The sequence below is a fragment of the Limimaricola variabilis genome, assembly GCF_034371605.1.
GTDB classification, from domain to species: domain Bacteria; phylum Pseudomonadota; class Alphaproteobacteria; order Rhodobacterales; family Rhodobacteraceae; genus Limimaricola; species Limimaricola variabilis.
Genome location: NZ_CP139691.1, coordinates 914421 through 939045, shown reverse-complemented (window position 1 = coordinate 939045; position 24625 = coordinate 914421). Strand labels below are relative to the sequence as shown.

Genomic DNA, 24625 nt, shown 5'->3' with positions numbered 1-24625 from the left:
CCGGCTTGCCGCGCCGGGGGCGGCTTGCTACTCAGGGGCCGAAATGGCCCCCGAGGGAAGGACGAGACCGACATGACCGAAACCCCCGAGACGGGCCCGACCACCGCCGACATCCAGCTGATCCAGCGCATCCTGCCGCATCGCTACCCGTTCCTGCTGGTGGACCGCGTGATCGACATCGACGGCACCAAGAGCGCCACGGGGCTCAAGAACGTCACGATGAACGAGCCGCATTTCCAGGGGCATTTCCCGGGCACGCCGATCATGCCGGGCGTCACCATCGTCGAGGCGATGGCGCAGACCGCCGGGGTGATGGTCGGCGCCTCGATGGGGCTCGTCGACGGCAACATGCTGATCTACTTCATGGGCATCGACAACTGCAAGTTCCGCCGCAAGGTGGTGCCGGGCGATCGGCTCGAGATGCGGGTCGAGACCACGCGCGGCAAGCCGGGCGGCAAGGTCTGGCGCTTCAAGGGCGTGGCCACGGTCGAGGGCGAGATGGCCGCCGAGGCCGAGTTCACCGCGATGATGGACCTGCAGGGCAAATGACCGCGATCCACCCATCGGCGGTGATCGAGGACGGCGCGCGGATCGGTGATGACTGCCGGATCGGCCCCTTCTGCCATATCGGGCCGCAGGTGGTGCTGGAGTCCGGGGTCGAGCTGAAATCCCATGTCGTCGTCACCGGCGACACGGTGATCGGCGCGGACACGCTGGTCTTTCCCTTCGCGGTGATCGGAGAGATCCCGCAGGATCTCAAGTTCGGGGGCGAACATACCCGCCTCCGGATCGGCGCGCGCAACCGGATCCGCGAACACGTGACGATCAACACAGGCACGGCGGGCGGTGGCGGCGAAACCCGCGTGGGCGACGACTGCCTGCTGATGGCCGGCTGCCACGTGGCGCATGACGTCATGGTCGGCGACCGGGTGATCCTCGTCAATCACGCCTCCGTTGCCGGGCACTGCGTGATCGGCGACGACGTGATCGTCGGCGGGCTCTGCGGCATCCATCAATGGGTCCGGATCGGCCGTGGCGCGATCATCGGCGCGGTGACCATGGTGACCAACGACGTCATTCCCTTCGGTCTCGTGCAGGGGCCGCGTGGTCGGCTGGACGGGCTCAACCTCGTCGGGCTCAAGCGGCGCGGCACCTCGCGCGAGGAGATCGGCGCGCTGCGCGCGGCCTTCCGCGCGCTCAAGGAGGGCGAGGGCACCTTCCACGAACGCGCCGCCGGGCTCGGCGGCGTCGAGAGCGAACTGGTGCGCGAATTGTCGGACTTCGTCTCCGCCGCGAGCGACCGGCAGTTCCTGACCCCGCAGGGCTGAGACGGTGCTGGCGCTCTTGGCCGGGACCGGCGCCTTGCCCGCCGCGATCCTCGCGCAGCGGCCCAAGGCGCTGGTTTGCGAGATGGCGGGCGTTCCGGTGAGCGTCCCCGAGGGCGCCATTCGGATCGGCTACCGGGTCGAGACGCTTGGCACGCTGTTGGCCGAGCTCCGGGCGCGCGGCGTCACCGAGATCTGCCTCGCCGGGGCGATGAGCCGCCCGGCCATCGATCCCGCTGCCATCGATGCGGCCACCGCGCCGCTCGTGCCGCGACTGATGGGCGCGATGGGGCAGGGCGACGACGCGACCTTGCGGGCGGTGATGGCGCTGCTCGAGGAGCAGGGCTTCGCCCTGCGCGCCGCCCACGAGATTGCCCCCGGATTGCTGCCCGGACCCGGCACGCTCGGCGGGGTCCCTTTCACGGATGCCCTCGATGCCGATGCAAGCCGCGCCCAGGTGGTGCATCGCGCCATGGCCGAGGCCGATGTGGGCCAGGCCTGCGTGGTGCGCGGTGGGCTCTGCCTCGCAGTCGAGGCGCTGCCAGGCACCGACTGGATGCTGGCGAGCCTGTCGGGCGGCGAGGCGCGTGGCGGGCTGCTGTTCAAGGCGCCCAAGCCCGGTCAGGACCGGCGTGCCGACCTGCCGGTGATCGGCCCGGCCACGGTCGAGGGCGCGGCCCGGGCAGGGCTGGCGGCCATCGTGATCGAGGCGGGCGGGGTCTTGCTGCTGGAACGCGCGGAGACGATCGCGCTGGCCGACCGTCACGGCATCGCTCTGGTGGCGCGCTGATGCGGGTCTTCGTGGTCGCGGGCGAGCCCTCGGGAGACCGGCTCGGGCAGGCGGTCATGGCCGGGCTGAAGACGCTTGTGCCCGACGTAAGCTTCGAGGGCGTCGGCGGGCCCGGAATGACCGCCGAAGGGCTGTCGAGCCGGTTCCCGATGGAGGAGCTGTCGGTGATGGGCATCGCCGAGGTGCTGCCCCGCTACCGGCAGCTCATGCGCCGCCTCGACGAAACCGCGCGCGCGGTGATCGAGACCGCCCCCGACATCCTATTGACCATCGACAGCCCGGATTTCGGCCTGCGCGTGGCGCGGCGCGTGAAGGCCGCCGGTGCGCCGGTGCGCTGCGTGCACTACGTCGCACCGAGCGTCTGGGCGTGGCGACCGGGGCGCGCGGCCAAGATGGCGCGCAGCATCGATCAGGTGCTGGCGCTGCTGCCCTTCGAGCCGCCCTACATGGAAGCGGCGGGGATGGAGTGCGACTTCGTCGGCCACCCGGTCGTCGCCGAACCGCAGGCCACCGAGGCGGAGGCGCGGGCCTTTCGCGACCGCCACGGGATCGGTGACGCGCCGCTGGTCCTCGCGCTGCCCGGATCGCGCCGTGGCGAGGTGCAGCGCCTGTCCGAGACCTTCGGCGCGGCGCTCGCCCGGGTGCAGGCGGCGCTGCCGGAGGCACGCGTGGTGCTGCCCTGCGCGGCGCCGGTGGTCGATCTGGTGCGGGCCGAAACCCGCCATTGGTCGGTCGCACCGCTGCTGATCGATCCCGCGCGGGACGTCGATGGGTCCGAGAAGCGCGCGGCCTTCCGCGCCGCCGACGTGGCGCTCGCCGCGTCGGGCACCGTCTCGCTGGAACTGGCCGCCGCCAACACGCCGATGGTGGTGGCCTACGACATGGGCTGGATTTCGCGGCAGATCATCGGGCGGATGCTGCTCACCGACACGGTGACGCTGGTGAATCTGGTGAGCGAGACCCGCAGCGTGCCGGAGTTCATCGGCAAGAACTGCCAGCCCGAGCCGATCGGCCGGGCGCTGTTGCGGGTGCTGGAGCGCCCCGAAGCCCAGCGCGCGGCGCTGCGCAAGACGATGCTGCGGCTCGGCGCCGGCGGGGAGCCGCCCGGGCTTCGGGCGGCACGCGCGATCCTGGATCGGGCGGGCTGAGGAGCGATTTCCCGAGAAGTTAGCGCAACTCCTCGAAGTGATGCGCCCTCAGCGGCCCTTCCAGATCCAGCCGCCGCCCAGCACACGGCTGCCTTCGGTGGCGTAGAACACGCAGGCCTGCCCCGGCGAAACGCCCTGCTCGGGCGACAGCAGTTCGACCTCGGCCTCGGTCGCGTTGATCGGGCGGATCACCGCGGGGGCGGGCGGCCGGGTGGAGCGGACGCGCACCAGCACCTCGCGCTCGGCCTGGTCGGCAAAGCCGCCGCCACCGATCCAGTTGACCTCGCGGATCGGCACTCGGCGGGTGGCCAGCATCTCCTTGGGGCCGACCACGACGCGGCGGTTGTCGACGTCGAGCTTCACCACGTAGAGCGGCTCGTCGAGACCGCCGATGCCGAGGCCGCGGCGCTGGCCCACCGTGTAGTGGATCAGGCCCCGATGCTCGCCGAGCACCCGGCCGTCGGCATGGACGATCTCGCCCGGCTCGGCCGCGCCGGGGCGCAGCTTCTCGATCACCGCGGCGTAGTTGCCGTTGGGCACGAAGCAGATGTCCTGGCTGTCGGGCTTGTCGGCGACCGACAGCCCGTAGCGCGCGGCCAGCGCCCGCGTCTCGGCCTTGGAGGCCAGCCCGCCCAGCGGAAAGCGCAGGTAATCGAGCTGTTCCTGCGTGGTCGAGAACAGGAAATAGCTCTGGTCGCGGTTGGCGTCGGCGGCCGAATGCAGCTCCGCCCCCTCGGCCCCCATCTCGCGGCGAATGTAGTGGCCGGTGGCCATGCAGTCGGCGTCGAGATCCTTGGCCGTGGCCAGCAGGTCCTTGAACTTCACCCGCTCGTTGCAGCGGATGCAGGGGACCGGCGTCGCCCCGGCGAGGTAGCTGTCGGCGAACTCGTCGATCACCGCCTCGCGGAAGGTGTTCTCGTAGTCGAGCACGTAGTGGGGAAAGCCCATCGCTTCGGCCACGCGGCGCGCGTCGTGGATGTCGCGTCCGGCGCAGCAGGCGCCCTTCTTGGCCAGCGCCGCGCCGTGATCGTAGAGCTGCAGGGTGACGCCGACGACGTCGTAGCCCTCTTCCTTGAGCTGCGCGGCCACCACCGAGCTGTCGACGCCGCCCGACATGGCGACGACCACGCGGGTCTCGGAGACGGGCTTGGCGAAGCCGAGCGAATTGAGCGGAGCGTCGAGCGGCATGGGGCGATCCTTGGCGCGGGGGAAGAGGCACGGGGGCGCGTCGATCGGGCCGCAATATATGAAAATGGCCCCCATTCTCAACCCCCCGCTTCACCGCTCCTTAGCGCGTGCCGGTCAGGCTCCGTCCCGGGGTGAAAGGAGAGTGGGAATGTATCTTCGCAAGATCGACGGGCCACGGGCGGTGACGCTGCCCGATGGCCGCATGCTGACGCGCGCCGACCTGCCGGCGCGGGACACCGGGCGCTGGGTCGCGTCGCGCAAGGCACGGCTTCTGTTGGGAATTGCTTCGGGGTTGATCTCGCGCGAGCGGGCGATCGCAGATTACGGGCTCTCGGAGGAAGAACTCGCAAGCTGGGAGCGGCTGGCCGCGCGGCACGGCTGCAAGGGGCTGCGGGCAACCTCTATCCAGAAGTATAGACAACCATAACGTGTAATGCCATGCTGGGTGAACGGTAACGGTGAATTAACCGTCCGCTGGCTTACTCGCCTCGATAGCGGACCCGGCACATGGAGGGGATGGAATGCGCGTCTTGCTGGTGGAGGATGACCCGACCACGTCGAAGAGCATCGAGTTGATGCTGACCCATGCCAATCTCAACGTCTATGCCACCGACATGGGGGAGGAGGGCATCGATCTGGCAAAGCTCTACGACTATGACCTGATCCTGCTGGACCTGCACCTGCCGGACATGAACGGCCATGAGGTGCTGCGCCAGATCCGGCTCAACCGGATCGAGACGCCGATCCTGATCCTGTCGGGCGACGACGGCACTGAGAGCAAGCTCAAGGGCTTCGGCTTCGGCGCCGACGACTACCTGACCAAGCCGTTCCACCGCGACGAGCTGGTGGCGCGGATCCACGCGATCATTCGTCGTTCCAAGGGCCATGCGCAATCGGTGATCACCACCGGCGCGGTGTCGGTCAATCTCGACGCCAAGACGGTGGAGGCGGGCGGCCAGACGGTGCATCTCACCGGCAAGGAATACCAGATGCTCGAGCTGCTGAGCCTGCGCAAGGGGACCACGCTGACCAAGGAGATGTTCCTCAACCACCTCTATGGCGGCATGGACGAGCCGGAGCTGAAGATCATCGACGTGTTCATCTGCAAGTTGCGCAAGAAGCTGGCGCAGGCCACGGGCGGCGAGCATTACATCGAGACGGTCTGGGGGCGGGGCTACGTGCTGCGCGATCCGGAGCCGAACGTCGCGGCCTCGCCGCTCGCCATCGGCGCCTGAGCCGCTCCGCTCTCTGGACGCCCCCCCGCCAGGCTTCTAGGTTGGCCGCGCGGGCGGATCGGCCCGTGACGAGGACCGAGGGAACGGCATTGACGGCGGAACAGGATCTGCGCGCGACGGATGTCGCGGCACTCACCGAGGCGCAGGCGGCGGAGGAGCTGGAACGGCTCGCGGCCGAGATCGGGGCGGCGAACACCGCCTATCACGCCGAGGATGCGCCGCGGATCAGCGACGCGGATTACGACGCGCTGCGCCGCCGCAACGCCGAGATCGAGGCCCGGTTTCCGTCGCTCAAGCGGGCGGACAGCCCCTCCGATCAGGTCGGCGCCGCCCCGGCCGACGGGTTCGGCAAGGTGCCGCACGCGGTGCGGATGCTGTCGCTCTCCAACGCCTTCACCGACGAAGAGGTGGTCGATTTCGCGGCCCGGATCCGCAGGTTCCTGGGTCTGGCCGAGGACGCGCCGCTCGATTTCACCGCCGAGCCCAAGATCGACGGGCTGTCGCTGTCTCTGCGCTACGAGATGGGCCGGCTGGTCCGCGCCGCGACCCGCGGCGACGGTGCCGTGGGCGAGGACGTGACCGCCAATGCCCGCACCATCGACGACATTCCCGAGACGCTCGACGGCGCGCCCGACGTGCTGGAGGTGCGCGGCGAGGTCTATATGAGCCATGCCGACTTCGCGGCGCTCAACGCCCGCCATGCCGAGCGCGGCTCCAAGACCTTCGCCAACCCGCGCAACGCCGCCGCCGGGTCGCTGCGCCAGCTCGACCCCGAGATCACCCGGTCCCGGCCGCTACGTTTCTTCGCCTATGCCTGGGGCGAGCTGTCGGCGCCGCTGGCGACGCATCAATACGACGCCATCGCCCGGCTGCAGGCGTTGGGCTTCTGCACTAACCCGCTGACCCGGCGTTGCGACACCATCGAGAAGATGCTCGACGCCTATCGCGAGATCGAGGCGAGGCGTGCCGATCTGGGCTATGACATCGACGGCGTGGTCTACAAGGTCGACGACCTGTCGTTCCAGCGCCGGCTCGGCATGCGCTCGACCACGCCGCGCTGGGCGATGGCCCACAAGTTTCCGGCCGAACTGGCCTGGACCACGTTGGAGAAGATCGAGATCCAGGTGGGGCGCACCGGCGCGCTGTCGCCCGTGGCGCGGCTGAAGCCGGTGACCGTCGGCGGCGTGGTCGTCTCCAACGCCACGCTGCACAACGAGGACTACATCCGGGGACGCGATTCCCGGGGCATGGAGATCCGCGAGGGCCGCGAAATCCGCGAGGGCGACCGGGTACAGGTCTACCGCGCCGGCGACGTGATCCCCAAGATCGCCGATGTCGATCTGGCGCGCCGTCCCAAGGACAGCGTGCCCTATGTCTTTCCCGATCACTGCCCCGAATGCGGCTCCGCCGCCCCGCGCGAGGAGGGCGACGCGATCCGCCGCTGCACGGGTGGACTGATCTGCCCGGCCCAGGCGGTCGAGAAGCTGCGCCATCTGGTGAGCCGCGCCGCCTTCGACATCGACGGGCTGGGCGCCAAGCAGGTCGAGCAGTTCCACCGGGACGGCTGGATCCGCGAGCCGGCCGACATCTTCACCCTGCGCGAGCGCTTCGGCACCGGCATGCAGCAGCTCAAGAACCGCGAAGGCTGGGGCGAGAAGTCGGCCAACGCGCTCTTCGACGCGATCGACGCCGCGCGCCGCGTGCCGCTGGCGCGGATGCTTTTCGGCCTCGGCATCCCCCATGTCGGCGAGGTCGCGGCGCAGGTGCTGGCCCGGCATTTCGGGACATGGGACGCGCTGATCGCCGCCATCGACGCCGCCGCGAGCGAGCCGGCAGCGCAGGCCGAGGACGACAAGGCCCGCAAGGCCGCGCTGCCCGAGAGCCCGCACTGGGCCGAGATCACCGGCATTGACGGCATCGGCTTCACCGTTGCGGTGAGCCTCGTCACCGCGATGAGCCAGGAGGGGGAGCGCGGCTCGGTCGACCGGCTGGTCGCGCATCTCGATATCCAGCCCGCCGAAAAGCCCCGCGCCGAGGGCAGTCCTGTCGCCGGCAAGATAGTGGTCTTCACCGGCACGCTCGAGCGAATGACCCGCGCCGAGGCCAAGGCGCGGGCCGAACAGCTCGGCGCCAAGGTGGCGGGCTCGGTCTCCGGCAAGACCGACCTGCTCATCGCCGGGCCCGGCGCGGGCTCCAAGGCCGCCAAGGCCGAGGCGCTGGGGGTCGAGGTTCTGGACGAGGACGGCTGGCTCGCGCTGATCGGCGACGCATGAGCGCCAAGGGCCGCCCCGAGATCCTGTTTCCGCTGTTCGGGGATCTGCAGAAGCTCAAGGGGATCGGACCCAAGAGCGTCGCGGCTTTCGAGGCGGCTGGGCTGGCGCGGCCGCGCGACCTGCTGCTGACTCTGCCGCATTCGGGGATCGACCGCGCCCGCAAGCGGTCGATCCGGGACGTCGTGCCGCCCGCCGTGGTGACGGTCGAGGTCGAGGTGGTGCGCCATCACCCAGCGCCCGCCAAGGGAAAGCCATGGCGGGTCACGGTCGAGGATGCCGAGACCGCGTTCCAGCTCGTCTTCTTCCATGCCCGGGGCGATTACGTCCCCAAGCTGCTGCCCATCGGCGAGAGGCGCATCGTCTCGGGCAAGGTCGAGCTGTTCGACGGGCTGGCGCAGATGGTGCATCCCGATCACGTGCTGCCGGTCGATAAGGAGGACGAGATCCTCGCCTTCGAGCCGGTCTACCCGCTCTCCAACGGGATCACGCAAAAGCAGATGGCCCGCGCCGCGCGCTCCGCCCTCGATCTCGCCCCCGACCCGGCGGAGTGGATCGACCCGGGCCTGCTTAAGCGCGAGGGCTGGCCCTCCTGGCGCGAGGCGCTCAGCGTCGCGCATGCCCCGCAAGGCATCGGCGACCTGTCCTCCACCCACCCGGCGCGGCTGCGCCTCGCCTATGACGAGTTGCTGGCGCACCAGATCACCCTCGCGCTCGCCCGCGCCACCGCGCGCCGGGCGCCGGGGCGGCCCAGCGTCGGCGACAAGCGTCACCGCCGCCGCGTACTCGCCGCGCTGCCCTATGCGCCCACCGGGGCGCAGGCCCGCGCCGTGGACGAGATCGCCCGCGACATGGCCGCGGAGAGCCGGATGAACCGGCTGCTGCAAGGCGATGTCGGCTCGGGCAAGACTCTGGTCGCGCTGATGGCGCTGCTCATCGCCGTGGAGGCTGGCGGGCAAGGGGTGATGATGGCCCCTACCGAGATCCTCGCCCGCCAGCATCTCGATGGCCTCAAGCCGCTGGCCGAGAGCGCAGGGGTGGTGATCGAGCTGCTCACGGGACGGGACAAGGGAGCGGAACGACGCCGCAAGCTCGAAGCGCTGGCCGAGGGCCGTATCCAGATCCTCGTCGGCACCCATGCCGTGTTCCAGAAGGACGTGGAGTTCCGCGATCTCCGTCTCGCCGTGATCGACGAGCAGCACCGCTTCGGCGTGGCACAGCGGATGGAGCTTGGCGCCAAGGGCCGCGGCGTCGACGTGCTGGTGATGACCGCCACGCCGATCCCGCGCAGCCTCGCGCTTACGCAGTATGGCGACATGGATGTGAGCGTGCTCGACGAGAAGCCGCCCGGACGGTCGCCCGTCACCACCGCGCTCGTTTCGAACGAACGTCTGGGCGAGGTGGTCGACAAGCTGCGCGCCGCCATCGCCGAGGGGCGGCAGGCCTACTGGGTCTGCCCGCTGGTAGAGGAGAGCGAGGTCTCCGACATGACCGCCGCCGAGGAGCGGTTCAAGCGCCTGCGCGCCGCGCTGGGCGAGGGCGTGGTGGGCCTGGTTCATGGCCAGCTGCCGCCGGCCGAGAAGGACGCGGCGATGGCGCGCTTCGTCGCGGGGGAGACCAAGGTACTGGTGGCCACCACCGTCATCGAGGTCGGGGTCAACGTGCCCGCCGCCTCGATCATGGTGATAGAGAGGGCTGAGAATTTCGGGCTGGCGCAGCTACACCAGCTGCGGGGCCGGGTCGGGCGTGGCAGCGCCAAATCGACCTGCCTGCTGATGTACCAGCCGCCGCTGGGTGAGACCGCGCGTCGGCGGCTCGGGATCATGCGCGAGACCGAGGACGGGTTCCGGATCTCGGAGGAGGATCTGTCGATGCGCGGGGCGGGCGACGTGATCGGCACCGCCCAGTCCGGCCTGCCGCGATTCCGCATCGCCGATCTGGAACGTCACGCCGGGCTGATGGCCCTGGCGCAAAGCGACGCGCGCACGCTTCTGACCATCGATCCTGCGCTCGAAGGAGAACGGGGACGCGCCGCGCGTGTTCTCCTGTGGCTGATGGAACAGGACCGGGCGATCCGCCTGATCTCGGTCGGCTGAAAAAGTTCTATTCAATTTCAGTATCTTAGATAAAATCGCGCAAAGTGTTCTCATAAAGTTCTTTACAGAGCGCCGCCCCGATGAGAACAAAGTGGCAACAGGAGCAGAGAGGAGACGAGGTTATGGCACGCGAAATCAAACTGGTCGTGGATCGTTCCCGCGACACGCTCGTGGCCGACGCGCTGGGCGCAGCCTCTCTCATGATCCTGTTGTTCGTCGGATTGTGGCTGCCCGGCCTGATCTGATCTGCCCGGATCCGTTCCCGGTCGTCACGCGCCCCGGTCCCGCAGGGCGTCATTGGCGGATCGCCCGTCCGCCACTCGGAGCCTCGCTCCGATGCGACACCGGAGCCTGAAGGATCCCGCCTGCGCCGCCGCCATCCCCTGGGATGCGCGGCGGTTTTTTCTGATTAGGCGCTCGCGCTCTGTCGCGCTTGCGCCTCTTCGACCGCTTGGGTGGCGGCCTCGATAGCGAGAAGGATCGAGGCATGGCGGTTGCGGTATTCCCGAGCGGCCTGAAGCACCTCGAACTCCTCGAAGGGCGCGTCCGGCACTGGCCCGTTCTCGGTCAGCATGGCGCGCAGCTGGTCGCGGGCCCGGCTCAGCTCGGCATGGTCGCGGCCGATCACCGCGCCGCCGACGATCGAAGCCGCCGCCTGACCCAGCGCGCAGGCCTTCACGTCCTGCCCATAGCCGGTCACCCGGCCGTCATCGACCGTCACGTCCACGGTCACCGTCGAGCCGCAGAGCGGCGCGCGGCGGCGGACCGTGGCGTCGGGCGCAGCCAGCCGTTCGGTCAGCGGCATCTCGGTGGTGAGCGCCAGGATACGCTGCGAATAGAGCTTAATCAGGTCGGTCTCGCCGCTGGCGCGCTCGGTCATGTTTGCCTCTCTTCCGTCGTCCCTCTAGATAGGCACGACGCCCCGGGATGCAAAAGGTTTGTGCCGATGTTCGACCCCAAGACGCTCCGCTACGACGCCAACGGGTTGATCCCCGCCATCGCGCAGGAGGCCGCGACCGGCGAAGTGCTGATGATGGCCTGGATGAACGCGGCCTCGATCGAAAAGACGCTCGCCAGCGGCAAGGTGACCTACTGGTCGCGCTCTCGGCAGGAGTTCTGGGAGAAGGGGGCGACCTCGGGCAATCAGCAGAAACTGGTCGAGATGCGCGTAGATTGCGACCGCGATTGCCTGCTCCTGCAGGTCGAGCAATCCGGTCCGGCCTGCCACACCGGGCGGCGCAACTGCTTCTATTCCGCTGTCCAGAACGGCGACGAGGTCGAGATCGCCAGCCCTATGTGAGGCCGATCATTCGGCGAATGTCGGCGGGTGTCGCGCCTTCGGCCCGGTAGAGGCCGATGGCGCGCGCATCGTCGCGCTTGGCGAGGCGGCGCCCCGTCTCGTCACGGATCAGCCGGTGATGATGGTAGTCCGGCACCTGTAGGCCTAGCAGCCGTTGCAGCAGGACGTGCAGCGGCGTCGCCTCCTGCAGGTCGCGACCGCGCACCGCCTCGGTGACGCCCTGCGCCGCGTCGTCGATCACCACGGCGAGGTGGTAGGAGGTGCCCATCTCGCGCCGGGCCAGCACCGGGTCGCCGACGCTGTCGATCAACGTCTCGGGCGCGATTTCGCGCGGACCCGGTGCCTCGCCGGTCTCATTCCATCTCAGTGGTCCGTCGATAAGCTCGATCGCCTTGGCAAGGTCGAGCCGTAGCGGCAGGTCGGCTGGCAGAGGACCGCCGCGCGCGCGGCCCCGGCAGGTCCCCGGGTAGATCATGCCATCGGGGCCGAAACGGGGCCCGCCTTCCTGCGGCGCATTCGCGGCCTCAAGGATGTCGCGACGGTTGCAGAGGCAGGGATAGAGCAGTCCGGTGGCCCAGAGCCAATCGAGCGCCGCGCGATAGGCTGGCAGCCTCTCGGATTGACGCATCACCGGCTCGGGCCAGTCGAGGCCGAGCCAGCGCAGGTCGTCATAGATGCGCCGTTCCCATTCCGGCTTGGACCGCTGGCGGTCGATATCCTCGATCCGCAGCAGGAATTTGCCCCCATCGGCCCGCGCCTGGGCGGTGAGCGCCGAGAAGGCGTGGCCCAGATGCAGTGGCCCGGTGGGCGACGGCGCAAAACGAGTGACGCGCATTCAGCCGCGCTTGACCGCGCTCTGATGAATGATCAGCCAGGCCAGCAGGATGAAGATCGGATGGCCGAGGCCGCCCGAGATCAGGATGGCGGGGAACCAGATCACCAGCACCACCATGCCGAGGATGACCCGGCCGGTGAGCATGATGGCGACGGGCGGCAGCAGCAGCGCGAGAATATAGAGCATCGGTCGTCCATTCGTTGTCTGCCCCCGAGATGTGGTCCCGGGGGCCGCGCGGCAAGGGCTCAGGCGGTGGCCGTCTTCTGCCCGTCGAGCCAGGCCTGCCAATCCTCCTTGGCGCGGTCGGTATAGCCCTTGTAGCGATCCTTGCGGCCGCGCCGCCCACCGCGCACGCCGTCGAGTGGCGGGAACAGACCGAAATTGACGTTCATCGGCTGGAAGGTCTTGGCCTCCGCGCCACCGGTGATGTGGGTGACGAGCGCGCCCATCGCCGTGGTCTGCGGCACGGCAGGCACCGAGCCCCCGAGGATCTCCGCGGCGGCGAGACGACCCGCCAGCAGACCCATGGCCGCGCTTTCGACATAGCCTTCGACGCCGGTGACTTGGCCCGCGAACCTGATGTTGGGCCGCGCCTTCAGCCGCATCTGCTCGTCGAGCAGCGTCGGGCTGTTGAGGAAGGTGTTGCGATGGATCCCACCCAGCCGTGCGAAACGCGCATTCTCGAGGCCGGGAATCATCCTGAAAACATCGGTTTGCGCGCCATACTTCATCTTGGTCTGGAAGCCGACGATGTTGTAGAGCGTGCCGAGCTTGTTGTCGCGGCGCAGCTGCACCACGGCGTAGGGCTTGTTCTGGGGGTCGTGCGGGTTGGTCAGGCCAACCGGTTTCATCGGCCCGTGGCGCAGCGTCTCGCGCCCGCGCTCGGCCATCACTTCGATCGGCAGGCAGCCGTCGAAATAGCCCGCCGTCTCGCCCTCGTGGAACTCGGCCTTGTCGGCGGCGAGCAGCGCGTCGATGAAGGCCTCGTGCTGATCCTTGGTCATCGGGCAGTTGATGTAGGCGGTCCGCTCTTCTTCGGTCTCGCCCTTGTCGTAGCGCGACTGAAGCCACGCCTTCGACATGTCGATGCTGTCGGCATAGACGATCGGCGCGATCGCGTCGAAGAAGGCCAGCGCGCCGGTGCCGGTGACCGCGGAAATCGCCTCGGCCAACGCCGGAGAGGTCAGCGGGCCGGTGGCGAAGATCCAGTTCCCCGTCTCGGGCAGCTCGGTCACTTCCTCGTAGCTGACGGAGACGTTCGGATGCGCCTTGAGCTGCGCCGTCACATCGGCGGCGAAGGGGTCCCGGTCGACTGCCAGCGCGCCGCCGGCGGGCAGGCGGTGACGGTCGGCGGTCTGCATGATCAGGCCGTTCGCGGCCCGCATCTCCCAATGGAGCAGGCCCACCGCGTTCTGCTCGTCGTCATCCGAGCGGAACGAGTTGGAGCAGACCATCTCGGCGAGATCGCCGGTGCGATGCGCGAAGGTGGCCACCTTTGGGCGCATCTCGTGTAGGATGACGGGGATGCCGGCATTCGCGGCCTGCCAGGCGGCTTCGGAGCCGGCCATGCCGCCGCCGACGATATGAAGGGGTTCTGTCATGGCGCCCAGATAGGCGGGCGCGCGGGCAAAGAAAAGCCCCGTCCGGCGGACCGGACGGGGCGATGTCTCATTCCTCGGGCGTGACCGCCTCGACCGCGTCGCCCTGATCGGCGATCCGCGCGACCGAGACGACCTCTTCGCCGCGGCCGGTGTCGAACACCTTCACGCCGCCCGCCGAGCGGGAGCGGAAGGAGATGCCGTCCACCGGCACCCGGATCGACTGGCCGGCGGAGGTGACCAGCATGATCTGGTCGCCAGTCTCGACCGGGAAGGCCGAGACGATCGGGCCGCCGCGCATCGTCTTGTCTGTGGCGTTGACGCCCATGCCGCCGCGTCCGCGCACCGGGTAGTCGTGGCTCGAGCTGAGCTTGCCGGTGCCGCGCGCCGAAATGGTCAGGATCAGCGTCTCGGAGGCCGACATCTCGGCGTAGCGCTCGGGGCTGAGCGCGCCCGCGACCACGCCTTCGTCGTCATCCTCGGCCTCGGCGTCGTCGGCGAGACCGGCCATCGCGCGGCGCATCTTGAGATAGGCGACCCGCTCCGAGGCCTCGGCTTCGAAATGGGGGATCACAGCCATCGATACCACGTGGTCGTCATCCGCGAGCCGGATGCCGCGCACACCGGTCGAGGAGCGGCCCTGGAACACCCGCACGTCGGTGGTGCGGAAGCGGATCGCCCGGCCCGAGTCGGTGACCAGCATCACGTCGTCATCCTCGGAGGCGATGCGCGCGTTCACGAGGCTCACGCCCTCGGGAAGCTTCATCGCGATCTTGCCGTTGCGCATGACGTTGGTGAAGTCCGACAGCGCGTTGCGGCGCACGTCGCCCGCGGAGGTCGCGAAGACGATCTGCAGGTCGGACCATTCCTCCTCGGGGCGGTCGACGGGCATGATCGCGGCGATCGAGACGCCGGTCGGGATTGGCAGGATGTTGACGATCGCCTTGCCGCGCGCGGTGCGCCCGCCCAGCGGCAGTCTCCAGCACTTGAGCTTGTAGACCATGCCCTCGGTGGTGAAGAACAGCATCTGGTCATGCGTGTTCGCCACGAAGAGCGAGGTGACGACGTCGTCTTCCTTGGTCTGCATCGAGCCCAGGCCCTTGCCGCCGCGCCGCTGGGAGCGGAACTCGGCCAGCGGCGTGCGCTTGATGTAGCCGCCCTGGGTCACGGTGACGACCATGTCCTCGCGCTCGATGAGGTCCTCGTCCTCCATGTCGCCGGCCCAGTCGACGATCTCGGTGCGGCGCGGCACGGCGAAGAGATCGCGTACCTCGCGCAGCTCCTCGCGGATGATCGTCAGGATACGCTCGCGCGACGAGAGGATGTCGAGATAGTCGCGGATCTTCTCCGCCAGCTCCTGCAGCTCGTCCGTCACCTCCTGCACGCCGATCTGGGTCAGGCGCTGGAGACGCAGCTCGAGGATCGCACGGGCCTGCGCCTCGGAGAGGTTGTAGGTGCCGTCCTCGTTCACCGGGTGGAGCGGGTCGTCGATCAGCTTGATGTATTCGATGATCTCATGCGCCGGCCAGTTGCGCGTCATCAGCTTTTCGCGCGCATCCGCCGCGTCGGCGGAGGAGCGGATCGTGGCCACGACCTCGTCGACGTTCGACACCGCGACCGCGAGGCCGCACAGGATGTGGCTGCGCTCGCGCGCCTTGCGCAGCAGGTAGGCCGTGCGCCGGGCGATCGCGTCCTCGCGGAAGTCGAGGAAGGCGGTGAGGAAGCCGCGCAGGGTCAGCGTCTCGGGACGGCCGCCATTGAGCGCCAGCATGTTGCAGCCGAACGAGGTCTGCATCGGCGTGAAGCGGAACAGCTGGTTCAGCACCACGTCGGGGGTCGCGTCGCGCTTGAGCTCGACGACGACGCGCACACCGTTGCGGTCGCTTTCGTCCTGGACGTGGGCGATGCCCTCGATCCGCTTGTCGCGCGCGGCCTCGGCGATCCGGTCGATCATCGACGCCTTGTTCACCTGATAGGGGATCTCGTCGACGACGATGGCGTAGCGGTCCTTGCGCAGCTCCTCGACATGGGTCTTGGAACGGATGATCACCGAGCCGCGGCCTTCGAGATAGGCCTTGCGCGCGCCGGAGCGGCCGAGCATCAGGCCGCCGGTCGGGAAGTCGGGGCCGGGGACGATCTCCATCAGCCCTTCGGAGGACATGTCCGGATCGTCGATCAGCGCGAGGCAGGCATCGACCACTTCGCCGAGATTGTGCGGCGGGATGTTGGTCGCCATGCCGACGGCGATGCCGCCTGCGCCGTTGACCAGCATGTTCGGGAAGCGCGCCGGCAGGACGGTCGGCTCGCGGTCCTTGCCGTCGTAGTTGTCCTGGAAGTCGACCGTGTCCTTGTCGATGTCCGACAGCAGGAACGCCGCCGGCTTGTCCATCCGGACTTCGGTGTAGCGCATGGCCGCCGCGTTATCGCCGTCCATCGAGCCGAAGTTGCCCTGGCCGTCGAGCAGCGGCAGCGACATCGAGAAGTCCTGCGCCATCCGCACCAGCGCGTCGTAGATCGCGCTATCGCCATGCGGGTGATACTTGCCCATCACGTCGCCCACGGGGCGGGCCGACTTGCGGTACGGCTTGTCGTGGCTGTTGCCGGTTTCGTGCATGGCATAGAGGATGCGCCGATGCACGGGCTTGAGCCCGTCGCGCAGATCCGGGATCGCGCGGCTGACGATCACGCTCATCGCGTAATCGAGATAGGAGGTCTTCATCTCCTCGACGATGGAGACCGTGGGGCCGGAGGGCACGGGGCGCTCGGGCGTGGAATCGTCGGTCTCGGGTGTGTCGGGAATGTCGCTCACGGGGGGAGGCCTGCTGTCTTGTGACTGCTATATCTTGTGAGCCGAAGCTATAGCACCCGCGCCATATGGGGCGCAACAGAGGATGGGCCGGTCCTTTGGCAGCCAGCAAGGTAAGTGGCTAACAATTTGGGATAATTGACTTTTTGAGGCTTCATGCTGGAATCGTGGGGCGGGGTCAAGCCCGCGGGTCACGCAAGGAGGCCTGAATGTCGCGAAATGCCACCGAAACCGAGCTGATGCTGAGGGGATATGGCCTGACCACGGCCGAGCTGTTCTACCGCATGCCGGACTACCGGCACGTGCTCAACAGCTTCGTCTGGCAGGAATACGACCTCGCACCGGACCACCCCAAGTTGTTCGGGTTTATCGAGTTCTGGCAGGACGAGATCGAGGGACCGCTGCACTCGGTGCGCTTCACCCATCGCAAGCTGATCGCGCCGGGCGAATGGCGCAACGTGACCGGCGAGTTCCACTACCACTGAGGGCGTGGGACCCGCCTTGGTCTCAGACGCCGCGCGGGGTGGGGCGGTCGAACACGCGCCGACCCATCAGCGAGGCGGTGAGTTCCACCATCAGGGCCGCGGTGCGGCCGCGCTCGTCGAGCGAGGGGTTGAGTTCGACCAGGTCGAGCGAGGCGACAAGGCCGGAATCCGACAGCATCTCCATCGCAAGATGCGCCTCGCGCACGGTGGCGCCGCCCGGCACGGTGGTGCCGACCGCCGGGGCTACCATCGGGTCGAGGAAATCGACGTCGAGCGAGACGTGTAGAATGCCGTTCGCGGCCTCGACTCGCTCGAGGAACTCAGACAGCGGCCGGGCGATGCCGACTTCGTCGATCATCCGCATGTCCACCAGCGTGGCGTCGCCATCCTCGAGCGCCGCGCGCTCCTCGGGATCGACGCTGCGCAGGCCGATCATGCCAACCTGGCTGACGGGAACGGTGGCGGGCAGGGCGGGGAAGGCGTCGAAGCCCTCGCGCCCGGTGACATAGCCCAGCGGCGTGCCGTGCAGGTTGCCGGTGGTGGTGGTGTCGGGGGTGTGGAAGTCGCTATGCGCGTCGAGCCACAGCACGAAGAGCGGGCGGCCGACGGTCTCGGCATGTGCGGCCATGCCCGCCACCGAGCCGAGCGACAGCGCATGGTCGCCGCCCATGAAGATCGGAAAGCCGTTGGGCGCCTGCTCGCGCGCGGCACGCATCAGCGCCGCGGTCCAGCCGACATTGAGCGCCAGTTCGTACACCGCGCCATTGCGCGGCGGCGCCACCTCGACCTGGTCGGGGGCGACGTTGCCGATGTCAGTGACGCCATGGCCCAGTGCCGCCAGCGTTTCGGCCAGCCCGGCGGTGCGATAGGCATCGGGGCCCATGAGACAGCCGCGGCGGCGCTTGCCGCAATCCACCGGGGCGCCGATTAGGATGCAATCAGTCATGGCGCGGATCATGCGCGGGCTTGCGCGCCCGGACAAGGGGTGTCCTCGGGGGAACCGTCAGCTGCGCCGCAGCGCCGAGACCCACAGCGCCACCAGCACCAGTGAGAACAGCGCGTTCCAGCTCGCCATCGACAGGCCCAGCATCTCCCAGCTTACCACGTCGCACATCACCAGTCGCGGCCCATCAGTGGCCAGCAGGTCGCCGCCCGAGAGCGAGCCCAGCGAGGGGCCGCTGCCGGTGCAGCTCGACGGGCCTTCCCACCAGTCGCGCTCGACGCCGGTGTGAAAGACCCCGATCGCGGCGGTGGCGGTGGCGGCCAGCGCGCCCAGCAGCGGCAGCACGCGGCCGGGCAGCATCATGGCGATGATGCCGATCGCGATGGCGATGCCGTGCGGCCAGCGCTGCCAGATGCACATCGCGCAGGGGGGGTAGCCCAGCGCCTGGAAAATGAAGGCCCCGCCCAGAAGCGCGGCGGAGCCGAGCGTGGCGAGCAGGATGGTCAGTTGGCGGCTCACAGATACCTCGTCGCGTAGAAACCGGCGAAGAGCATGGCGCAGAAGACGGTGAAGACCAGCCCCAGCCGCCGCTCGATGAAATCGCGCGCCACGTCGCCGAACACCCGCAAGATCGCCGCGACGAGGAAGAAGCGCGCGGCGCGGGCGATGATCGAGGAGAGGATGAACACCGGCAGCGACAGGCCGGTGACGCCCGAAGCGATGGTGATCACCTTGAAGGGAAAGGGCGTGACACCCGCGATCAGCACCGCCCAGGCGCCCCAGTCGTTGTAGCGTACCCGGAACTCGTCGAACTTCTCGGCCTTGCCGTAGAGATCGAGCACCCATTGCCCGAGGCTGTCGAACAGCGCGGCACCGATCCAGTAGCCCAGAAGCGCGCCTGCCACCGAAGCCAGCGTGCAGACCAGCGCGATGATCCAGGCCCGGCGAGGTCGGGCGACGATCATCGGGATCATCAGCGCGTCTGGCGGGATCGGGAAGACCGAGGATTCGGCAAAGCTCACCGCGCCCAGCGCGGGAAGCGCATGGCGGTGGGCCGCCAGCGAGATCGTCTTGTCATAGATACGGCGCAGCATGGAACCCGGATCGCTCGTGAAACGTCACCCTGTCAGGACCACGGCCCCGCGCCGGGGTCAACCTCGCACAGGGTCTCAAGGGAGAACGGTCTCGTGAAATGGCGCGGACGCCGTGGAAGCGGCAACATCATCGACAGACGCCGCATGGGTGGGCGCGTCTCGGGCCGACGCGGCGTGGCAGTGGGCGGCGCCGGCGGCTTCGGCCTGCTGGCGATCGTCGTGGTCGGCTACTTCCTCGGCGTCGATCTGACGCCCCTGCTCGACGAGGGGCAGATGCAGACCGGCGGCGGCGGAGAGATCACCGCCGCAGACGAAGAGGCGGCGCAGTTCGTCTCGGTCACCCTCGCCGATACCGAGGAGATCTGGGCCGACATCTTCCAAAGCGAGCTCGACGCCACCTACGACCCCGCCGAGCTGGTGCTGTTCAAGGGCGCGACGCAATCGGCCTGCGGCGGCGCCTCGGCGGCGACGGGCCCGTTCTATTGCCCGCCCGAGGAGCGCATCTTTCTCGATACCGGCTTCTTCACCACGCTCGAGCGTCAGCTCGGCGCGCGCGGCGACTTTGCCGCCGCCTATGTGGTGGCACATGAGGTCGCGCATCACGTGCAGAACGAACTGGGCGTGCTGGACGAGGTCAACGCGGTGCGCCAGCGTAGCGACGAGGCGACGTCCAACGCGCTGTCGGTCCGGATCGAGCTTCAGGCCGACTGCTTCTCTGGCATCTGGGCGCGCCGCGCCGAGGCGATGTTCGGCTCGCTCGAACCCGGCGACATCGAGGAGGCGATGAATGCCGCCGCGCGGATCGGTGACGACACGCTGCAGCGCGAAGCCGGCCGCACCGTGCGCCCCGACAGCTTCACCCATGGCTCGTCCGAACAGCGCCAGCGCTGGTTCGCCACCGGCTATGAACGTGGCAGCGTGGCCGCCTGCGACACCTTCGCCACCGACCGGCTCTGAGCCGCGTTGACGGGGTCGCGGGGCCGGTCTATGCGGGTCGGGCGTGCCGGTGTGGCGGAATGGTAGACGCAGCGGATTCAAAATCCGCCGCCCACAAGGCGTAAGGGTTCGAGTCCCTTCACCGGCACCAGATCGCATCCCATGACTAGGAGTTGGATGCGATCCGCACGGCACACCGACGGGCCGAGGCCGGTTTGCCCGTCAGTTCTCCGTCACGCTTTCCCCAGGATTGTTCCTGCGCTCTCCGATGAACCGGGGGCTTGAGATCCGTGGATGCCCTATAGCGAAGGGCCGGGCAGATGCCCGGCCCTTGCCCGTCCCCCTAGGGGCTGCGGCGGTCGAACCCTCTTTGCAAGGGGCCGGTCACCGGAATTTCATGCCGCCCGGATCAGGCGAACACGTCGGCGGTGGTCGTGACCGGCGCCATGATCACGTCGACCCAGTAATTCGAGGATTGGTAGGTCTGTTCGGGGAAGAACCCGGTCGACCCCGCCGAGAACACGCCGTTGCCATTCGATGCCGGACCGCTGGGGGCGCTTAGATGGCCGCCCGGTCCGACCCATTCCGAGGCGAAGAAGCCGCTGCTGAAGGCATAGTTCTGCGTGGTGCCATAGGAGGCCACATAGGTCCGTGTCGGGTCGATGTTGATCGCCGTGTCGAGCACCGCGACCTGCCAGCCAACCTCTCCCGGGGCCGAGGTCACCGTCTTGCTCGCGAGCTTGACGCCGTCGCCGCCCCACAGGTTGAGCGTGCGGATATCGGTGTCGGACGCGTCCTCGGCCCCGCGCCAATAGCGCAGCGCGGTGACGCTGCCCGCGGCCTCGGCCCGGAACTTCACGCCCAACTCGTAATCGGTGGGATCGGACGTCTTGATCAGGGCCGGGCGATCGGCGCTGCCGAAGAGGCTCCATTGCGTGGTCGCCGTCTCCGGCTCCACGTCGCTCACCGCGACCGTGATCGCCTTTTGGGTCGCGGGTTTGATGCCGTCCGAGACGGCGAGCACGAGGTTGTAGACGTTGTCCCGATTGGCGTCGCCCGGCTGCTCGTAATCCGGCGCCGTGCGGAACGACAGGGCCCCGCTCGCCTGGTCGATGCGGAAGGCGGCCGCGTCGTCGCCGCCCGCGATCGAGAAGATGAAGCTGTCGCCGTCGGGGTCCCGCGCGGTGATGGTGGTCACGCGGGTCTGGTTTTCGGGCGAGGAGAAGGCCGTTCCCGGCATGGTGAAGCTCGGCGCGGCGTTGGTGGTCCCGGTGGCCCGCAGGCTCGCATCGACCCAGTAGTTCGAGTTGAAATAGGTCTGCGTCGGGAAGGCGCCGGTGCCACCGGCCGAGAAGACGCCGCTGCCCGCGGAGGTCATCAGCCCGTCCGGGCCGGTCTGGGGCGTGGCGAAGTAGTTCTGGCTCATGGCGTAGTTCTGGGTCGTGCCGTAGGAGACGGTAAAGCGCGCCCCCGCCGCGATCTGCACCGGGGTATCGAGCGCGGCGACCTGCCAGCCGATCTGGTCGGGCGCCGAGGTCACCGTCGCCGAGGCCAGCCTGTTGCCGTTCGCGTCCCACAGGTTCAGCACGCGGACATCCGTGTCCGAGGCATCCGCCGCGCCGCGCCAGTAGCGCAGGCTCGTGACCTCGGCCGCGGAGCGCGCGGTGAAGCGGGTGCCCAGCTCGTAATCGGTCGGATCGTCGGTCACGATGCGGGCCGGGGTGTGGCTCGGGCCGAACAGGGTCGAGATCGTCTTGCTGGTTTCGTCCGCGACGTCGCCGACCGTAACCGTCAGCGCCTTGGTCACCGGGGCGGCCTTGCCGTCATTGGCGCTGACCCTCAACTCGTAGACGTTGTTGCGGTCGGCGTCGCCTGGCGCTTCGTAATCTGGCGCCCAGACGAAGTTCAGCGCGCCGGTCTTGCCGTCGATGCTGAACCGCGCCGCGTCTGCGCCCCCTGTGATGGCAAAGGCGATCGGGTCGGCCTCGGGATCTTGCGCGGTGATGATGCCCACGCGCCCCGTGTTCTCGCTGATCGCGAAGTTGGCGGGAGAGGTGATGGTCGGGGCCGCGTTGCCGGAGGTCGAGGGGGCGAAGGTCACGTCGACCCAGTAGTTCGAACTGCGATAGCTCTGGGTGGGCAGGATCGCCCCGGCGCCGGTCGCGAAGACGCCGCCGGTCTGGGCCGGTGCCTGCAGCAGGCCATAGGGCTCCCGGTAGACGCTGTCAAAGAAGCCATGCGACGAGACATAGGCATCGAGGGTCTCGTAGGTGACGATGTAGGTTGCCCCGGCCGAGACCTGGATGGGTGCGTTCAGGGCGGCGGTCTGCCAGCCGCTCTGGCCGGGGGTGGAGGTGAACTCCACCGTCCCAAGCAGCGTCCCGTCGGCACGCCAGAGCCGCCCGGCCCGGACGTCGGTGTCGCCCGAATCCGCCTCGGCCCGGAAGTAGCGCAACTCGGTGATCTGGCCGCCTGAGGTCGCCGAGAACTGGGTGCCGAGCTGCAGCGCTTGGGAGGTCTGGTAGAGGGTGCCGCTAAAGGACTTCCACGGGCTGAACAGGTTGAGAGATCCCGGGGTCGTGGGGGCGGTGACCTCGACCAGCCAGCGGTCGAGCGTGGCGAGCGAGGGCAGGTTGAGGCTGTCGTCGATGGCGCGCACGCGGATGTCGTAGGTGGCCTCGACGGTGGGCAGCCAGCTGTAGCTCCAAGTCGTGGTGCCATTAGCCGCCTGCCATGTCGTGCCGCCATCGAGCGAAACTTCGACCAGGGCGATGCGGCCGTCCTGGGTCTGTGGATTGCCGTCATCATCGGTCGCGCGGCCGGTGATCGTGACCGGCTGGAACGCCGGGAGGGAGGCGGGCAGCTGGTCGAGCAACGCGCTTCCGGCCACGGTGTCGGTGGAGCCGAAGGCGCGGATGAGCCCCTGCGCAAGCAGCACCGGATCCGCCGCGCCGGGCTGGATGCCCATGTCGGCGAACAGGTTGATGGTGAACTGTTGCAGCGTCGGGCTGGCGATCGTGGCGCCGTAGGGCTGGCTGTCGTGCTTGTCGCTCAGCGCCCAGGTCCAGAACACGGTGCCGGCGCCGAACACCAGCGCGCCGCTCTCCGCGCGGTAGAGCGAGAGGTTGTGCGTCCCGGTGCCGGGGGCCGAGCTGTTGCCCTGATCGACGAGGAACTCGCCCCAAGCCAGCTCGGTGCTCGACAGGTGGATCAGGCCGGCGGGTCGGTTGGCGTCCTGCGGCGAGACGTTCCATTCATAGCCGATCAGCCCCGGCGAGATCCCGGTCGCGCCGCCATTCGCGGCGACGCTTGTATCACGCCACAGGCGCAGCCCCGCCATGCTGGCGGGAACATCGAGCGCGCCGCCGAACTGGCCCGTCCCGTCGGCCAGAAAGAGCTGGCCCGTCAGGGCGTTCTCGGGCGTGGTGGTGCCGGCCGCCGGGTTGCCGATGAAGCGCGTGTCCCGCCAGGTGCCGGTCCAGATATCGGTCGGATCGAGGTTGAGGTAATCGGCCGGACCGGCGCTGGGGTTGATGTTGGTCCAGGTCTCCTTGTAGCTGACCAGCGTGCGGTAATTCGCGCCGTCGACGCCGCTCGGTTCCCAGCGGGTCTTCCAGTAGACGTCGTTGCCGCCCCAGAAGAGCAGGTGGGTGCCGGCGTCGCGTGCCGCTTCGACATTGGCGCGCTGGCCGCCGGACCAGTATTCGTCGTGCCCCACTGACAGGTAGGATTTGAACTGGCCGAGATGCGCGGCACCGAGCCGTTCAGGGTCGACCCCGGCGATGTAGCTCACGTCGTAGCCGTTGCGCTCGAGCCAGTAGATCGCGGCGTAGTCGGCGCCGAACAGGTAGTCCTGCGCCCCGGAGGCGGGCCCGCCCGCGACCCCTTCAATGCCGCGGGTGACGAAGGGCCTGTTGTAGCTCAGCGCATAGGCGCGATCGGCGTTGCCCTGGCGATCGCCCACGATGTCCGGGTGGCTGATCGTGCCGCTCGAGTCGCCATAGAAATTCGCGCCGACCTGACCGTTGTTGCCGATCCAGCCATTATAGGCCTGCCAAGTCGTGTCCGAGGTCTGGAGCACGATATCGGCGGGACGGTCGTCCTCGCGCAGGATGAAGGGGATCTGGTTGACCGCGCCCGCGATCGGGTTGCCGTTGGCATCGAGGCGCTGCAGCCGGGCAAGGTAGACCCCCGAGACCGCGTCGACGGGCGTGGTCCAGCTGTCGGTCACGCTCCAGTTTCCGGCATCGGCGGTGCCGCGCACCGGATCGAAGGTGGCGCCGGGCTGGACCACCGCCTCGGTGTTGGTCCAGCTGGCCACCATCCGCGCGCCGTCGCCGCCGTAATAGCCGAGGCGGAAGATCTCGACGCGGTAGTCGCTGCCCGCGCCGCCATTGACGTTGATCTTGAAATCGACGGTCGATCCGGCGTTGACGCTGATGTCGGTGGTGAACCCCTCGATCTGTCTGGAATGCGGAACATCCCAGTAGGTTTGGGGCATCCGCCCGTCGGTGCGGGCGTTTTCCGTGACGATTGCATTGCTGGCCATGTCAAATCCCCCTGACCAAAGAAAAAG

22 protein-coding genes and 1 tRNA gene are annotated in these 24625 nt (G+C 68.6%); 13 read left to right on the top strand and 10 right to left on the bottom strand.

Going from position 1 to position 24625, the window contains the following annotated elements; translation table 11 throughout:
- Nucleotides 1–72 precede the first annotated feature (72 nt).
- From fabZ to lpxB, 4 genes are read left to right on the top strand one after another with little or no spacing between them, the layout of a single operon-like run.
- On the top strand, nucleotides 73–549 hold the full coding sequence (gene fabZ, locus T8T21_RS04600) for a 3-hydroxyacyl-ACP dehydratase FabZ (protein ID WP_183469376.1): 477 nt from the start codon (nucleotides 73–75) through the stop codon (nucleotides 547–549).
- The gene (gene lpxA / locus T8T21_RS04595; protein WP_322336993.1) at nucleotides 546–1328 is read left to right on the top strand and encodes an acyl-ACP--UDP-N-acetylglucosamine O-acyltransferase; all 783 of its coding nucleotides are present in this window, start codon (nucleotides 546–548) and stop codon (nucleotides 1326–1328) included. Before fabZ ends, lpxA begins: the two co-directional genes overlap by 4 nt.
- A gap of 4 nt (nucleotides 1329–1332) precedes the next feature.
- Nucleotides 1333–2115, top strand: coding sequence for an LpxI family protein (locus tag T8T21_RS04590; RefSeq protein WP_322336992.1), 783 nt, complete (start codon nucleotides 1333–1335; stop codon nucleotides 2113–2115).
- Entirely contained in the window at nucleotides 2115–3263 is a 1149-nt protein-coding gene (gene lpxB / locus T8T21_RS04585) for a lipid-A-disaccharide synthase (RefSeq protein ID WP_322336991.1), read from the top strand. Before T8T21_RS04590 ends, lpxB begins: the two co-directional genes overlap by 1 nt.
- A 48-nt stretch (nucleotides 3264–3311) precedes the next feature.
- Here lpxB and mnmA read toward each other — a convergent pair whose 3' ends face one another.
- Nucleotides 3312–4451 carry a tRNA 2-thiouridine(34) synthase MnmA gene (mnmA, locus tag T8T21_RS04580; protein ID WP_322336990.1) on the bottom strand — a complete coding sequence of 380 codons (1140 nt, stop codon included), beginning with the start codon at nucleotides 4449–4451 and terminating at the stop codon, nucleotides 3312–3314.
- A 148-nt stretch (nucleotides 4452–4599) separates the two neighbouring features.
- Here mnmA and sciP point away from each other — a divergent pair, with 148 nt between their 5' ends.
- The 5 genes from sciP to T8T21_RS04555 all read left to right on the top strand — a co-directional run bounded on the left by sciP (nucleotide 4600) and on the right by T8T21_RS04555 (nucleotide 10297).
- Nucleotides 4600–4878, top strand: a complete 279-nt coding sequence (gene sciP, locus T8T21_RS04575) for a CtrA inhibitor SciP (protein ID WP_322336989.1) — start codon at nucleotides 4600–4602, stop codon at nucleotides 4876–4878.
- Nucleotides 4879–4972: 94 nt separating this feature from the next.
- Nucleotides 4973–5686: a response regulator transcription factor CtrA gene (gene ctrA / locus T8T21_RS04570; protein WP_322336988.1), complete on the top strand. Its 714-nt coding sequence runs from the start codon at nucleotides 4973–4975 to the stop codon at nucleotides 5684–5686.
- Between the two features lie 89 nt (nucleotides 5687–5775).
- The gene (gene ligA, locus T8T21_RS04565) at nucleotides 5776–7959 is read left to right on the top strand and encodes an NAD-dependent DNA ligase LigA (protein WP_322337452.1); all 2184 of its coding nucleotides are present in this window, start codon (nucleotides 5776–5778) and stop codon (nucleotides 7957–7959) included.
- On the top strand, nucleotides 7956–10052 hold the full coding sequence (gene recG, locus T8T21_RS04560; RefSeq protein ID WP_322336987.1) for an ATP-dependent DNA helicase RecG: 2097 nt from the start codon (nucleotides 7956–7958) through the stop codon (nucleotides 10050–10052). Before ligA ends, recG begins: the two co-directional genes overlap by 4 nt.
- A gap of 122 nt (nucleotides 10053–10174) precedes the next feature.
- Complete coding sequence (locus tag T8T21_RS04555; protein ID WP_281372245.1) at nucleotides 10175–10297, top strand: hypothetical protein; 123 nt, start codon at nucleotides 10175–10177, stop codon at nucleotides 10295–10297.
- A gap of 164 nt (nucleotides 10298–10461) precedes the next feature.
- Here T8T21_RS04555 and T8T21_RS04550 read toward each other — a convergent pair whose 3' ends face one another.
- Nucleotides 10462–10932 carry an iron-sulfur cluster assembly scaffold protein gene (locus T8T21_RS04550; protein ID WP_322336986.1) on the bottom strand — a complete coding sequence of 157 codons (471 nt, stop codon included), beginning with the start codon at nucleotides 10930–10932 and terminating at the stop codon, nucleotides 10462–10464.
- A gap of 66 nt (nucleotides 10933–10998) precedes the next feature.
- On the opposite strand from T8T21_RS04550, the gene hisI reads away from it, so the two are divergent.
- A complete protein-coding gene (gene hisI / locus T8T21_RS04545; RefSeq protein WP_183469358.1) occupies nucleotides 10999–11352 on the top strand; it encodes a phosphoribosyl-AMP cyclohydrolase in 354 nt (117 codons plus the stop codon).
- On the opposite strand, the gene gluQRS is transcribed toward hisI, so the two are convergent.
- From gluQRS to gyrA, 4 genes are all read right to left on the bottom strand, one after another.
- Nucleotides 11345–12187 (bottom strand): tRNA glutamyl-Q(34) synthetase GluQRS, encoded by an 843-nt coding sequence (gene gluQRS / locus T8T21_RS04540; RefSeq protein ID WP_322336985.1) that lies wholly within the window; start codon nucleotides 12185–12187, stop codon nucleotides 11345–11347. The genes hisI and gluQRS overlap by 8 nt on opposite strands.
- On the bottom strand, nucleotides 12188–12373 hold the full coding sequence (locus tag T8T21_RS04535) for a hypothetical protein (protein WP_085896641.1): 186 nt from the start codon (nucleotides 12371–12373) through the stop codon (nucleotides 12188–12190).
- A gap of 59 nt (nucleotides 12374–12432) precedes the next feature.
- The gene (trmFO, locus tag T8T21_RS04530; protein WP_322336984.1) at nucleotides 12433–13788 is read right to left on the bottom strand and encodes a methylenetetrahydrofolate--tRNA-(uracil(54)-C(5))-methyltransferase (FADH(2)-oxidizing) TrmFO; all 1356 of its coding nucleotides are present in this window, start codon (nucleotides 13786–13788) and stop codon (nucleotides 12433–12435) included.
- Between the two features lie 67 nt (nucleotides 13789–13855).
- Nucleotides 13856–16594: a DNA gyrase subunit A gene (gene gyrA / locus T8T21_RS04525; protein WP_183469352.1), complete on the bottom strand. Its 2739-nt coding sequence runs from the start codon at nucleotides 16592–16594 to the stop codon at nucleotides 13856–13858.
- A 206-nt stretch (nucleotides 16595–16800) separates the two neighbouring features.
- Here gyrA and T8T21_RS04520 point away from each other — a divergent pair, with 206 nt between their 5' ends.
- Nucleotides 16801–17076, top strand: coding sequence for an usg protein (locus T8T21_RS04520; protein WP_322336983.1), 276 nt, complete (start codon nucleotides 16801–16803; stop codon nucleotides 17074–17076).
- A 22-nt stretch (nucleotides 17077–17098) separates the two neighbouring features.
- On the opposite strand, the gene rocF is transcribed toward T8T21_RS04520, so the two are convergent.
- From rocF to T8T21_RS04505, 3 genes are read right to left on the bottom strand one after another with little or no spacing between them, the layout of a single operon-like run.
- A complete protein-coding gene (rocF, locus tag T8T21_RS04515) occupies nucleotides 17099–18022 on the bottom strand; it encodes an arginase (RefSeq protein ID WP_322336982.1) in 924 nt (307 codons plus the stop codon).
- 57 nt (nucleotides 18023–18079) lie between these two features.
- Complete coding sequence (locus T8T21_RS04510) at nucleotides 18080–18538, bottom strand: disulfide bond formation protein B (RefSeq protein ID WP_322336981.1); 459 nt, start codon at nucleotides 18536–18538, stop codon at nucleotides 18080–18082.
- Nucleotides 18535–19113: a YqaA family protein gene (locus T8T21_RS04505; protein ID WP_183469344.1), complete on the bottom strand. Its 579-nt coding sequence runs from the start codon at nucleotides 19111–19113 to the stop codon at nucleotides 18535–18537. Before T8T21_RS04505 ends, T8T21_RS04510 begins: the two co-directional genes overlap by 4 nt.
- A gap of 93 nt (nucleotides 19114–19206) precedes the next feature.
- Between T8T21_RS04505 and ypfJ the strand changes: the two genes are divergently transcribed.
- Nucleotides 19207–20070 (top strand): KPN_02809 family neutral zinc metallopeptidase, encoded by an 864-nt coding sequence (ypfJ, locus tag T8T21_RS04500; RefSeq protein ID WP_322336980.1) that lies wholly within the window; start codon nucleotides 19207–19209, stop codon nucleotides 20068–20070.
- A gap of 45 nt (nucleotides 20071–20115) precedes the next feature.
- Nucleotides 20116–20200: transfer RNA gene (locus tag T8T21_RS04495), tRNA-Leu, on the top strand.
- Nucleotides 20201–20458: 258 nt separating this feature from the next.
- Here the strand turns inward: T8T21_RS04495 and T8T21_RS04490 are convergent.
- The gene (locus T8T21_RS04490) at nucleotides 20459–24598 is read right to left on the bottom strand and encodes a DUF4082 domain-containing protein (protein ID WP_322336979.1); all 4140 of its coding nucleotides are present in this window, start codon (nucleotides 24596–24598) and stop codon (nucleotides 20459–20461) included.
- Nucleotides 24599–24625: the final 27 nt, after the last annotated feature.